This is a genomic window from Lysinibacillus sp. BPa_S21, assembly GCF_023337795.1.
In the GTDB taxonomy this organism is placed as follows: Bacteria; Bacillota; Bacilli; order Bacillales_A; family Planococcaceae; genus Lysinibacillus.
The window spans coordinates 113,760-127,035 of record NZ_JALIRS010000008.1 but is presented as its reverse complement, the minus strand read 5'-3'; the positions used below and the strand labels follow the sequence as shown (position 1 = coordinate 127,035).

Genomic DNA, 13,276 nt, shown 5'->3' with positions numbered 1-13,276 from the left:
ACATAAAATCCCCTCATATCACACCCATTCTTAGTCATCAAATCCTAAGATTCGAAAACATAAACTTCCTCAATATGTATATCATACTAAATAAAACTAAACTTTTTCTAAACAATTCCATAATAAAGAGAAAAAATAACCATCTCGACACAAATAAGTTATAAAAAATACACAATCCACTTCTTTAGAACTATACATTTTCGATAAACAACTAGATAAATGTTATTTTTTATTAAATTTCAGCAAATAAAATTAACTATCTCCTAAACAAAAAAAATCGCCGTAGCAGGCGATTTTTTTGTATTAAGGTGGTTATATCAGTCGGATTGGCAGTTCTTTCCGCCTTGAGTCATACTTTCCGTCGTTCTGGCAGTTCTTTCCGTCACTTTGATATTTCTATCCGTCACTGACGATTTTATCCGTCGTTTTTGATAATCCTATCCGTCACTCTGGCAGTTCTTTCCGTCGCTTTGATGACCTATCCATCGTTCTGGCGGTTCTTTCCGTCGCTTTGATATTTCTATCTGTCACTGACGATTTTATCCGTCGTTTTTGATAATCCTATCCGTCACTCTGGCGGTTCTTTCCGTCACTTTGATGATCCTATCCATCGCTCTGGCGGTTCTTTCCGTCACTTTGATATTTCTATCCGTCACTGACGATTTTATCCGTCGTTTTGATAATCCTATCCGTCGCTCTGGCAGTTCTATCCGTCATTTTGACGCTTCTATCCACGATTTTGACTGCTCTATCCACGACTCTGCTTTTATTCATTAATCTTTCTTATTGAAACGATCGACAATCATGGCTAATGCACCATCACCTGTTACATTTGTAGCTGTACCAAAGCTATCTTGTGCTAAGTAGAGTGCGATCATTAGTGCAACCATTGTTTCATCGAAGCCGAGCATTGTTTGCAGTAAACCTAATGCTGCCATAACTCCTCCTCCTGGGACACCTGGTGCAGCAACCATCGTAATACCTAGCATAAATATAAAGCCGATATATTGTGCAAAACTTATATCCATACCGTTCATCAACATAACACCTAAAGAACAAGTTACGATTGTAATCGTACTACCTGATAAATGAATAGTTGCAAACAGAGGGATTGTAAAATTCGTTACTTTTTCTGAAGCACCCGTTTTTTGCGATTGTCGCAATGTAACTGGAATAGCTGCAGCTGAAGATTGTGTGCCTAATGCTGTAAAATACGCAGGTAGCATAGTTCGAAGTAACATAAGTGGATTTTTCTTATTTAAAGTTCCCGCAGTAGTGTATTGAACTAGCAAAATTACCCAGTGCATCACAATTATAAGTGCGAAGACAATTGCGAAGACAGATAATATTTTTGCTACTTGTCCTCCATATGTCATATTCAAGAAAATCCCGAAAATATGAAATGGTAAAAGTGGAATAATCACAAATGAAATTAACTTTTCAATAATTACATTAAATTCTTCAAAACCGCGTTTCATAACATCGCTTTGAATGGCTGTCATACCAATCCCTACGATAAATGCAAAAATTAATGCTGACATAACACCCATTAATGGAGGCATTTCAACTTTAAAGAATGCCTGTGCTAAAAATTCCTCTGGGTTTTTCATGCTTTCCATAGCACCATTTGATATGAAATTGGGCAACACATTTCGTGCTACCAAAAAAGCGAATATTCCTGCAATGATTGTGGAGAAGTAGGCAAAGAATGTTGCCAAGCCTAATAATTTCCCGGAGCCTTTCCCAAGCTGGGCAATGCCCGGAGCAATAAATGCAATAATAATAAGTGGTACAACAAAATTTAAAAAATTACCGAATAAGCCATTAAATGTTGCAAATATACGCACAAATGGCTCTGGCATAAAGCTTCCAAGTATTACCGCTAGCAAAATTGCGACAATAATTTTTGCCAATAAACCAAATTTAAACTTCACGATATTGTCCTCCTTAAAAAAACAAGTGTCTTTCTCGAATGTATTATTAGTAATTTACCATAAACAATCGAGAGAATATACAGTTCTATTAATAGTCGGAATTGCAAAACTCTTCTTTATTTTCTATCAAGTAATAAAAAAACTTAGAATAGACAAATTCGTCTATCCTAAGCTTCCATTAATACTCTTTAAATAATTTTTGTAAAATATAATATGATTGTTTTAAACGCTCTTCATACTTAGGCGCTTGCCATTTGTCCCAAGAATAAGCCGAGAGTGCTGGCAAGACATGATCTTTTGTCTCTGGTAAAGATTTCACTACCTTACCATCCTTGTCTACAAAGACAGCACCAAGATAAATATTATCGACTTTCGTAGAAGCGGTCTCTCCATCTTTATATAAATCGCCCATAAACTCACGCTGGCTTGGATCTTTTGCTTGAATCAGTAGCCAAGGAATCCGTAGCTCAATCACATTATCATCCGTCCACGTATAGTCTACTAATGAATTATAATCTTTTGCTTTTGGATTGGCATTCCCTTGAAGGAGCTTTCCTGTTTCATAATAACTAAAATCGGTAGTAATCTTTTGCTCTGGTAAGTATAGCTGTTTATTTAATACATAATTAATCGGTGCAAATTTACCACTATTTTTTGTGATAGCTGCCATTCGAGGAGGAATCATCTTTAAATTATGACCGTAAAAATAATCATAGAAATCATAGTATTCATCTATGACAACGCGAGAGTCCCCATTTTTATTTAATTCCACCATGAAATCTACACCATTTGAAAACGTCATATCTTTTATGGATGTTGCCGAAGTATTTCCTTGATTTGGTACTACATCAAGTAAAATACGAGGTGAAGCTGTTTTTAAAACATCACTTTTTAATTTGAAATACAAATATCTTTCATCATAATCGACAGCAAAATCTGTTGCGTCAGAAGGTGAGGTATTGTACATTTGTGTACCTTTCCATTCCTTTGTATCGCCATCTACCTTTACTTTAAATCGATCAAAGCTTAGTACGCCAAATTGCTGTTCATTCGTTTGGGCATTGGACCAAAATGGTCGACGATTTGGATCATCATAATCCATCGTATTCCATGTTCGCTTAAACCACTCGTCTTGCCATGTAAAGACAAGACCTCCTAGCAAGCCCTCATGCATAATATCTTCATACAAATGTTGAAGTGTTTCACCCTGCTGCTGTTCTGACATATGTCCCTGATTCCAGCCGTAAACATTTTCATGTGTCATACCACGGGCTGCTGGGATTCCAAATTCCGCAATAAGAACAGGCATATGATGAGCTTCATGTAAGTCTTTTAAATATCCAGCATAACTATTTTTATTGCCCCGGAAATCTTTATAATTTAAATATTTTTGATCAAAGTTAAAGAAGTCAGGGTAATATGGATACACATGATAGGAAGCAAATTGTCCCGGTGTCTTCATCTCACCCTTTGTATAAATAACATTTGGATTAACGCCTACTAAATCTTCATCCTGAGAAGGCTCAGATGGATGGTCTAGTAAGTCGGTTGTTACCCAGTTTGTGAAACTCATTGGACGGAGCCAGTTATATTTGTCCTTCTCATATTTAGTAATTAGATCCATTTGCTCTGCTAACCAATGCTCAAATGGTGCAGCATTTTTCGTTTCAAAATACGTCCCATTGTATTCGCCTATATTAGCGTGTTTTTCATTTGTACCGACAACCATATGTGGATACCATTCGATGCCTAACACCCAGCCAATAATATATTTTGACACATCGACATCATATAATCCTGAGGCATGTCCTGTTACAGGCTTGACATAAGTATTACCATGGATAACGTCTACCATGCGCTTCATTTCAGCTTGAAAGTCCTTTAAGGTAGCATCATCGTAAGCATCTAGTGATTCCGCCAAGCCTTCCTCATTAATCCACACACCATGCAATACATACAACGGTTTATCTGGGTTTTCCTCATTGTATTTAGCAAGTGCCCGATAAAAACCTGGTGGATGTAAGGTGTAAACGCGAATCGTATTGGCATTCATCTCAGCAATTTGACGGAACCATCGATAGTACTCTTCTTCCGTAATAGCGGCCTCGCCAGGGAATGCTCCCGGTTTCCCCATACCGATATTAACGCCCTTAAAGACTAATGGCTCCCATTTTCCATCTCGTAAAACTTCAAATGATTCGCCTTTAATCCGTGCATTATAATTTAATTTTTCATGATTAACAGTTTCTTTAACCTCTTTTTGCTCAAACGTTTCAAAGATTTTATGCATAACTGGTATATAAATCGACCAGTAAAATGAGCTATCGGCATACTTCTCAGCGTATTTATAAATGGTCGGTAATCCCTTTATTTTGTAAAGGTTCGGAACACGTGATATATCGTTGAAATCTCCCGCAAAATAATAGCTTGTCGTGTAGCGTTTATCCTGTGAAACGATCGCAGCGAATTGCTGTGGAATATCATTGTCCTTTAATAGTTTTTCCCCATCTTTTGTTAGGTCCCATTCATAATTAGCGAGCGCATCCTCCGCATATTTAGGCGTGATAATATCAAACCAATAGTCATATTTCGAACGAGCAGAGGTATTAAAGAACTTTTCCCCTTCTTCAGTAAATTGCACCTGAATGCCTTCTGTTTTAACATGCTTGTCCATTTCTAGCACAATCAGCTTTTCTGTAATTTCATTAAATAGAAGAAAGCCACCGCCTTTATATGGCCAATTATCACCATGTTCATCTACAACCCATTGTGGAATTTCTGAATTTTTATGATAATCAAGTTCATCAAAATAACGCCCAATCCATCCTGACCATGAAATCCCTAAATAATCTTGTAGCTCTTTTCTAACAGCCTCTGAAGTTGGTGATGCAAATGTATTGTATTCAGCGATTAGCATACTTTTTTTGTTGCTTGCTAAACGTGCTACTATAGACTGCCATTCGTTCATTTCCAAGCCGCCGACAATCTTTTCTGAGCGTTTACCTAGACGCTTTCCTCCATTTAAATCATCCTTATAAACACCATACGTATCTGCCAAATAAATAACATCATAATTACTATAGTCAGTCGGAAACTTTTTTTCTGATACTTTTTTCGTTTTATCATTTGGAATCGTACCGTAGTAATTCTTTTGTACATCATACGGACGATTATCGATCGTATATTTATAATGGTTTAAAAACCAGTTCACACCTAAATGCTCTCGATATGTTTCATTCGGAACTGTTTTATCTAGAATGGCAACGTTCAACGGTTTTTCATCGCTTAAATACCACCATGCTACAGGTGTGATAAATAGAATTAGAACGACTATAATCCCTATATATATTCGCTTCATACACTCTCCTCCTTTTCAGCGATGCCGGCACGCTTCATATTGCCCCAATCGCTTTTTCCTAGCACAAATCGAATTAATCCCTCACAGCGCCAGAAAAGAGTGAGTGGTCGATACCAAAAGATTTCCGTAAATGATAAAAGAACCATTCTTAGTAGCTCTCTTTTCTTCGGATAATTATTCAAGGTCCATGCCTCGAATAATATAGAAGCAATTGAAAAAATAACACCATAAATAACGAAAAGCAGTAACAGCATGAAAGCTACCTCATAATAAATTTTCCCTAAGAAAAATGCTACAACTATATAAATATAACCAGCTAGCTCAACAATTGGCCCCAGACATTCCACTAGCCAAAAATAAGGAAATGCAATAAAACCTATCAAGCCATATTTGGGGTTAAACGTCATCGTTTTGTGTTTCCAAAGGCTTTCAAATAACCCTTGGTGCCAACGTCTACGTTGATTTCGTAAGACCCCCAATGTTTGAGGTGCTTCAGTCCAACACACAGGATCTGGAACGAATTCAATACGTTTCTTTTCTTTCTTCTTTCTTATCAAACGGTGAATATTTACGACAAGCTCCATGTCTTCTCCAATAATATTCGTGGAATAACCGCCTGCTTCCACAGCCCATTCTTTCGAAAAGACACTAAATGCACCCGAAATGATAAGCACAAGATTGAATTTACTTAAAGCGATTCGCCCCATTAAAAAGGCTCTTACATATTCTATTACTTGCATAATGACTAAATAATTATTTGATAGGCGTGATTCAGTAACGGAACCAAGCTGCATTTTTGCTCCATTGGCAATTCGAATATTTCCCCCTGCCGCAATCACTTCACCATCAGATAAAATAATTGGTTTCATCACACGAAGTAATGATTTTTCATCTAAGATTGAATCCCCATCAATTGAACAAAAATAAGGATACTGAGAAACATTAATACCTACATTTAAGGCATCCGCCTTACCGCCATTTTCTTTATCTACTAAAATACAATTTTGATAAATTTCAGATTCATAGATTTGTCTAACTTCTTTTGTAGGGATATTTGTACGAACAATTTTATCAACAGGCTTCATCCGGAAATGCTCAATGACAGTTTGCAGTGTAGTGTCAGTAGAACCATCGTTAATAATGATAATTTCCGTTTGCGGATAGCGTAAATTTAACAATGAATAGACTGTATCTACAACTCCAACCTCTTCATTGTAAGCAGGGACTAATAAGGATACTGGTTTTGAGTAGAAAGCATCTATATGTGCGTCATCATACTCTGACGGATCTAATTTATAGCGTTTTCGCATAACAAGCATAGCAATTACAAACATTGTGCAATATGAAACAATAACAAATAACATATAAAACAGAATAGCTCCACCAAAGAACCACATACAAAAATCTAAAAACACTTTCATTTGTTCCCCTGCTTTCTGACTACCGATTCCTGTGCCATTTCAATTGCATATTGGTCATTTGAGGACTCCATAAATTGCTGTAATTTTGCAATTCCTTCTTTATTTTCAGCAATTGTTTTCGCTGCCTGTGAACGAACCCACCAATTTTCATCTTCAAGAAGCTGTTCTAAATAAGTATAGGAATAGTTTAGTGGCACATGTTTAAAGATTTTCGCAACCATTAATCTTACTTCCCACATATCTGATGTCACAAATGGGACATAAGGATCGATTTCATCAATGACACCAATTTCATAAAGTCCCTTTAACGCTCTAATTTGTATTTCTGGAACCTCATGCGTTAATAGCTGTTTTAACTGATCAATATATTGCATATTTCTTTTTACAGCTGCAGTATCAATTGCAGCAAATTGAATATTTTTTGTCCAGCTATCAAAGTCTTCAAATAAGCGAATGAATATGTCATCCTCTAACAATACAAATAATCTTCTATATTCGCTTTCTGAATAATGAACAGTCAATTCTTTAATTTTTTCGATAAACAATTCTGGTTGGAAGAGAGAGTATATTTTTAACAGCTGAAAATTTTCTTCCTCCGAAATTTTGGATTTCTCAAATTGTTGACAAGCATTTAATAATTCATCTATCTTGAAATCAGCAATTCGATATAGAGCATTCATCCTAATGCTCCATCGTCTACTTGATAAATCCTTTTCATAAAACTCTTTTAAATAGAGATTTGAAAACTCTTTTATTTTTTGTTCAACTTTTTCATCCAATATATTTTTTAAGTAAGATGAAAAGATTATTTCTACAGCTGCTACTTGAGCTTTTCCGCGAGGTACAAGCACAATAGAGAAATTTTCATCATTGATTAAATAGTTGTACCAGGGCAGTGAATAATTTTGTAAAAATGTATCACGCGTTTCTGCAAAACGGATCTCCCGTCGGCGCTGAAATAGTAAATATACTGTAAATAAAAATAAAATCACCAATAAAACAACGATGACTTTTAAAAGAAACGAAACCGATAGCCCGATCATAGCCAAAACCTCGCAAACGTTCTCCTGATTTTTGCTTCTAACACACGCAAATTAAACGGTTTTACGATAAATTCATCGACGCCGCCTTCATAAGCATTAAGTGACGCTCCCTCTGAGTTTCGTTCTGACATCATATAAATGATGAACTTTTTCTCATTCGGCATTTCTCGTAAAATGTGCAAAATTTCTAATCCATTTTTACGTGGTAAAATATCGTTCATAATAACTAAATGCATATGGCCAGATTTATAGCTATCGGACTTTAAAAAACTATAGCCATCTTCATAGCTAGCCACTTCTAAAGTAAAATGTGGAATGTCTAAATGACTGATGGTAGTTTCTAGCACTTTTCTAAAGATTGCATTTTGTTCAATAATGCTGACTTTTACTAGCTCCGTTGGTTGCACATTATAATCTGTAACCTGTTCAATTGACCAACTCGGTTGTTCATCATCTGCTAGTTTTTGCTTATTTTTTTCTAATAAAGCTTCAAAGTTAACACTATTATTTCTTATTTCAGTAATGGAGGCCTTTAACGGTATTTGTTGAAATTCCCTTTCTTGCTTCAGAATGGCAAAAATCCTTGTTAAAAATGCCTTTACCTCCACTTCACTACTTTGTAGAAAAAAAACTCCCCAATGCATGCCATCTGCTAATTGGAAAAGTAAATCTGTTTTTCGTATTTTTGATTTTAGAAAAGCAGAAATTTGATGATTCACTTGATGACGTTCTATATCAGTTCCTTGTGAGGAATTAGCTAATTTAAAAAAGACTGCAGTCATTGTGAAACGTGAGCGAATAACACTTTCTCGCAATATTTCAAAATAACCCTTCACCTCATGCTCCTGCATGATGTCTTCTGCAATGAATAATTTATTCATGGGTGTTCACTCCAGTTGGTATAAGAAATATTTGATCTTCTTTTATATTTTATAGCATTTTTTTGATCTATTAACCCAACAACTATAGTAATAAAAATGCCTAATCAATTTCTATACAAAATTTTTGGTAAAACAATCACTTTTAAAATATATTATATTTTTGCTATAAAACACAAGAAGACCACTTTAATTAAAAAAATTATATTTTTCAGATAAGTTATGCTTATATACCCTTTCAAACCATTTTAAAACTGTCTGGTCATTTTATCGACAGACACCGCAGAGAATTAACATCCGCTTGCACCGAAAGCCCCAGATCGATGGGGCATTTATACTTGCAAATTTAAAAGGGTATGTAAGCTGTTCACTTACATACCCTTTTAGATAACTTTTAACGTCTTTTAGCGGATGTATTATTTAACTGGTACAACTGAGCCTTTCCATTCTTCAATGATGAAGTCTTGGATTTCTTTAGATTTTAATACTTCTACTAATTTTTTAATTTCTTTTTTTGTTTCATCTCCTGCACGTACAGCGATAATATTTACATAAGGAGATTCTTTATCTTCAAGAGAAATTGCATCTTTCAGTGGATTTAGTCCGTTGTCGATTGCGTAATTTGAATTGATAAGAACTGCATCACCTTCATTATTTTCATACATTTGTACAAGCATTTCAGGCGCGGTATTTGCATCGAATTTGAAGTTTTTAGGGTTGTCTACGATATCTTTAATTTCTGCTGCTGTTTTATTAACACCATCTTTTAATTTAATTAAGCCCTTAGCTTCTAACAATGAAAGCATACGACCGTGATCTGCAACTGAGCTAGAAAGTAAAATTGTTGCACCTTTTGGTAGCTCCTCAAGAGATTTATATTTTTTAGAGTAAATTCCGATTGGTTCAATGTGAATAGCACCAGCATTGACAAAGTCATAACCATTCTCTTTTATGCTAAGCTCTAAGTATGGTACGTGTTGGAAGTAGTTTGCATCAAGTTCGCCAGATTCTAAATGTTGGTTTGGTGTTACATAGTCTTGATACGTTTCAATTTTAAGATCGATACCTTCTTTTGCTAAAATTGGCTTTGCTTTTTCCAGAATAACTGCATGTGGTGTATTAGAAGCACCTATTGTTAATGTTACATTTTCTTTACTGTCTGATTTATCACCAGATGATGCGTTTGAGTTTGTATCTTCTTTTTTACCAGCACCACAAGCAGCTAAAGCTAGTACTAATACTGATAAAAATAATCCTGTTAATAACTTCTTCATTTTATGACTCTCCCTTTTTTATATAAAATATGTTAACGGTATAAAACCGAGATAACCTCAGATTTAGCGTTTATCTGTTTTGACTGTAATGAAGTCGCCAATCCATTGAATAACAAACACTACTATTAAGATTAATATAGTCGCCATTAATGTTACATCCTCGCGATTACGTTGGAACCCATCTAAGAATGCTAAGTTTCCTAGACCGCCTGCACCAATAATACCTGCCATCGCAGTATAGCCAACAAGTGCCACAGCCGTTACAGTAATACCTGAAATAAGCGCGGGTAAAGATTCTGGAATTAATACTTTCCAAATAATTGTCGACGTTTTTGCACCCATTGAACGAGCCGCCTCAATAACACCCTTATCAATCTCGCGTAAAGAAATTAATACCATTCTCGCATAGAATGGTGCAGCTCCAATAATTAGGGCTGGTAACGCTGCATTTGCACCACGAATTGTACCGAGTAAAAATTTGGTAAATGGAATTAATAAGATAATCAGTACAATAAATGGAATCGAGCGGAAAATGTTAACGATTGATCCTGTTAAAAAGTTCACCAATTTATTGGCCCATAGTTGATTCGGACTTGATAAAAATAATAAGATTCCAATTACTAATCCAAGTATAAATGTGATCACCGTAGCGATTGTTGTCATATACAAAGTTTCATACGTAGCTTGCCACATTTTGTCCCAGTCGACATTTGGAAAGACACTAGTTAGCATTTGCAATCACCTCCGTTTGTACTTCGTCTGTATTTAAGTAACTAAGTGCAGCAGCAACATTCGCCTCTGAGCCATCTATTTGCACAATAAGTGTACCGTACGCGCCATTTTTGGTTTGTGAAATATTCCCATGCACAATACTTACTTCTACATCAAATTGTTTCACAAGATGTGAAATGACTGGCTGCTCTGTTTTTTCTCCTACAAAGATTAGCTTAACAAGTTGTCCACTAGGGTAATTAGCTTTAATTTGTGCCACCGTTTCCTGTGTTTCCTTTGTATCTGTAATTTGTGAAACGAATTTTTTCGTAATAGCAGCTTGTGGAGCTTGGAATACCTGTAAGACCTCACCACGCTCTACAATTTCTCCAGCTTCCATAACCGCTACACGATGACAAATTTTACGAATAACGTGCATTTCATGTGTGATTAACACAATCGTTAAACCTAATCGTTCGTTAATATCGACAAGTAGATCAAGAATAGCATCGGTTGTCTCCGGATCGAGTGCGGATGTTGCCTCATCACAAAGCAATACCTCTGGATTATTAGCAAGCGCACGAGCAATACCTACACGTTGCTTTTGTCCCCCTGATAGTTGTGATGGATAGGCATTCTCGCGCCCTTCTAAGCCAACGAGTGTAATCAATTCTTTCACACGTGCCTCACGTTTTGCCTTTGGAACGCCTGCGATTTCTAACGGGAATGCGATGTTTTCTGCAACCGTTCTAGACCAAAGTAAATTGAAATGTTGGAAAATCATACTGACCTTTTGTCTAGCATCCCGGAGCTTCTTCCCCTTTATGGATGAAAATTCTTGATTGTTAACCGTCACCGTACCAGATGTAGGCTTTTCTAAACCGTTTAATAAGCGAATCATTGTACTCTTACCAGCGCCACTATAGCCGATGATGCCAAAAATTTCACCTTGATTGATCGTAAGGCTGACATCTTTGACTGCTGTTAATTCGCCATTCGCGGTTTTGTAATTTTTCGTAATATTTTGAAGATTGATCATAGCGAATTCTCCTTTTCTCTTATCAAATATGCCTCGGCATAATTGCGTTCAATATTTCAGCGGATGTTTGAAATAAAAAACCCCTTCACTTATAGACAAGTAGAAGGGGTCACGTAACTAATACGTTGAACCGTTCTCTCATCTTTCAAAGATAAAATCTTTGTGTGATTTGGCACCTTTTCACTTTGTGATGGTTGCCGGGCTTCATAGGGCACTTCCCTCCGCCGCTCTTTATAAGAGTTCGATATATTTATTGTTTTTTTAATATATTTGTTACTTTACCACGCAAGTAATATTCAGTCAATTAGTTTTTTAACAATTCGTATAAATATGGTACAGATTGAAAAGCATAAACCTTTTCTGTCACTTTTCCGCCCTCACATATGAGTAAACATGGTACACTTTCAATTTTATGATCATAGGCTATTTGCTCTATAAAATTAATATTCGCTTTACCGACCTGTAGCTGCGGCAGCAATTGCTCAACAACCGTCATCATTTTCGATGCAACTGCACACGTTCCACACATTGGCGTATATAAATAAAAGGCAGCCTTTTCACCGGACTGGATAACCCCGTCCCACTGCTCTTTTGACCATTCTTCCATCTTTTTTCACGCAACCTTATAAAATATATTCATTATGGATTGAGAAATGTGCACGAAGCAATATTGCCGCTAACACTTTCCTCGGAGTTGTCTCAACTTCCTTATATGTTGGCATCGTACGTAAATGTTCAGCCTCTGGATAATGTCTGTCCATTAATGCTCGTAACTTATCACCCGATGTATCTGCATCAAAAAATGTATAAAGCTCACAACCCTCATATGGATCGAGGAGTTCTTCTAATTGATGCACACCAATTGTACCATTCGTGCAAAGTATTTTTACATCTTCATTTAAAATAGGTTCAATTTGAAGCTTATCCGAACGACCTTCGACAATTACGCATTTCCCCTCGAACATCACGCCACCCCCATTTAGACATATCCCTTATAACTCATTATATCAATAAACTTTGTCGTTGATACAGTTAGACACCTATTGATAAGGGAATATACTTGCATTTCCTCACCAATTATTGTGTAGGATGAATGAAGATAATAAAAAACGCCGGTAGTTTCCGACGTTTTTCTGTTTCAGGCTTGTCTTATTCTGCAATCATTTCTTCGTATTGCTCAGCTGTCATAAGCTTTTCAACTTCTGATGCATCAGCAGGCTCTACAACGATCATCCATGCTTTTTCATATGGTGATTCATTAACGAATTCTGGGCTATCTTCTAAATCTGCATTTACTTCAACTACTGTACCTGAGATTGGTGCGTATAATTCAGAAACTGTTTTTACAGATTCTACGCTACCGAATGGATCATCAGTTTTGATTTCGTCGCCAACTTGTGGAAGTTCAACGAAAACGATATCTCCTAGTTCAGCTTGTGCGAAGTGAGAAATACCGATACGTACTTTACCATCTTCTACTTTTACCCATTCATGCTCTTCAGAGTATCGTAAGTCTTTAGGTGTGCTCATGCAAAAAACCCCTCCATAAATATGTAATATATTCACTTTCAGTTTGCCATACTTCTACCATAAAAACAAGAATCAATTATGCCTCAGT

At 36.2% G+C, this 13,276-nt stretch carries 11 protein-coding genes and 1 riboswitch; all 11 genes read right to left on the bottom strand.

Annotation, left to right across the window (positions count from 1 at the left end; translation table 11 throughout):
• Positions 1-773: 773 nt before the first annotated feature.
• The 11 genes from MOK21_RS16370 to gcvH all read right to left on the bottom strand — a co-directional run bounded on the left by MOK21_RS16370 (position 774) and on the right by gcvH (position 13,188).
• Positions 774-1,934, bottom strand: a complete 1,161-nt coding sequence (locus tag MOK21_RS16370) for a dicarboxylate/amino acid:cation symporter (RefSeq protein ID WP_249075059.1) — start codon at positions 1,932-1,934, stop codon at positions 774-776.
• 178 nt (positions 1,935-2,112) lie between these two features.
• Positions 2,113-5,292 carry a hypothetical protein gene (locus tag MOK21_RS16365; protein WP_249075058.1) on the bottom strand — a complete coding sequence of 1,060 codons (3,180 nt, stop codon included), beginning with the start codon at positions 5,290-5,292 and terminating at the stop codon, positions 2,113-2,115.
• Positions 5,289-6,713: a glycosyltransferase family 2 protein gene (locus MOK21_RS16360; RefSeq protein WP_249075057.1), complete on the bottom strand. Its 1,425-nt coding sequence runs from the start codon at positions 6,711-6,713 to the stop codon at positions 5,289-5,291. Before MOK21_RS16360 ends, MOK21_RS16365 begins: the two co-directional genes overlap by 4 nt.
• A complete protein-coding gene (locus MOK21_RS16355; protein WP_249075056.1) occupies positions 6,710-7,756 on the bottom strand; it encodes a HEAT repeat domain-containing protein in 1,047 nt (348 codons plus the stop codon). The genes MOK21_RS16360 and MOK21_RS16355 overlap by 4 nt, the downstream gene beginning before the upstream one ends.
• A complete protein-coding gene (locus MOK21_RS16350; RefSeq protein ID WP_249075055.1) occupies positions 7,753-8,637 on the bottom strand; it encodes a response regulator in 885 nt (294 codons plus the stop codon). The genes MOK21_RS16355 and MOK21_RS16350 overlap by 4 nt, the downstream gene beginning before the upstream one ends.
• Positions 8,638-9,050: 413 nt before the next feature.
• Positions 9,051-9,908 carry a MetQ/NlpA family ABC transporter substrate-binding protein gene (locus MOK21_RS16345; protein ID WP_249075054.1) on the bottom strand — a complete coding sequence of 286 codons (858 nt, stop codon included), beginning with the start codon at positions 9,906-9,908 and terminating at the stop codon, positions 9,051-9,053.
• Positions 9,909-9,971: 63 nt separating this feature from the next.
• Complete coding sequence (locus MOK21_RS16340) at positions 9,972-10,640, bottom strand: methionine ABC transporter permease (protein WP_249075053.1); 669 nt, start codon at positions 10,638-10,640, stop codon at positions 9,972-9,974.
• Positions 10,630-11,658, bottom strand: coding sequence for a methionine ABC transporter ATP-binding protein (locus tag MOK21_RS16335; RefSeq protein WP_249075052.1), 1,029 nt, complete (start codon positions 11,656-11,658; stop codon positions 10,630-10,632). The genes MOK21_RS16340 and MOK21_RS16335 overlap by 11 nt, the downstream gene beginning before the upstream one ends.
• Positions 11,659-11,793: 135 nt before the next feature.
• A riboswitch (SAM riboswitch) is annotated at positions 11,794-11,898 on the bottom strand.
• Positions 11,899-11,962: 64 nt separating this feature from the next.
• The gene (locus MOK21_RS16330) at positions 11,963-12,265 is read right to left on the bottom strand and encodes a thioredoxin family protein (RefSeq protein ID WP_249075051.1); all 303 of its coding nucleotides are present in this window, start codon (positions 12,263-12,265) and stop codon (positions 11,963-11,965) included.
• 16 nt (positions 12,266-12,281) lie between these two features.
• The gene (locus MOK21_RS16325) at positions 12,282-12,623 is read right to left on the bottom strand and encodes a toprim domain-containing protein (RefSeq protein WP_249075050.1); all 342 of its coding nucleotides are present in this window, start codon (positions 12,621-12,623) and stop codon (positions 12,282-12,284) included.
• Positions 12,624-12,807: 184 nt separating this feature from the next.
• Positions 12,808-13,188 (bottom strand): glycine cleavage system protein GcvH, encoded by a 381-nt coding sequence (gene gcvH / locus MOK21_RS16320; protein WP_100544522.1) that lies wholly within the window; start codon positions 13,186-13,188, stop codon positions 12,808-12,810.
• Positions 13,189-13,276: the final 88 nt, after the last annotated feature.

Coding starts and splice junctions, on each gene's coding strand:
- MOK21_RS16360 (WP_249075057.1), bottom strand. CDS start 6,713: ATGAAAGTGTTTTTAGATTTTTGTATGTGGTTCTTTGGTGGAGCTATT.
- MOK21_RS16365 (WP_249075058.1), bottom strand. CDS start 5,292: ATGAAGCGAATATATATAGGGATTATAGTCGTTCTAATTCTATTTATC.
- MOK21_RS16330 (WP_249075051.1), bottom strand. CDS start 12,265: ATGGAAGAATGGTCAAAAGAGCAGTGGGACGGGGTTATCCAGTCCGGT.
- MOK21_RS16350 (WP_249075055.1), bottom strand. CDS start 8,637: ATGAATAAATTATTCATTGCAGAAGACATCATGCAGGAGCATGAGGTG.
- MOK21_RS16325 (WP_249075050.1), bottom strand. CDS start 12,623: ATGTTCGAGGGGAAATGCGTAATTGTCGAAGGTCGTTCGGATAAGCTT.
- MOK21_RS16355 (WP_249075056.1), bottom strand. CDS start 7,756: ATGATCGGGCTATCGGTTTCGTTTCTTTTAAAAGTCATCGTTGTTTTA.
- MOK21_RS16345 (WP_249075054.1), bottom strand. CDS start 9,908: ATGAAGAAGTTATTAACAGGATTATTTTTATCAGTATTAGTACTAGCT.
- MOK21_RS16335 (WP_249075052.1), bottom strand. CDS start 11,658: ATGATCAATCTTCAAAATATTACGAAAAATTACAAAACCGCGAATGGC.
- gcvH (WP_100544522.1), bottom strand. CDS start 13,188: ATGAGCACACCTAAAGACTTACGATACTCTGAAGAGCATGAATGGGTA.
- MOK21_RS16340 (WP_249075053.1), bottom strand. CDS start 10,640: ATGCTAACTAGTGTCTTTCCAAATGTCGACTGGGACAAAATGTGGCAA.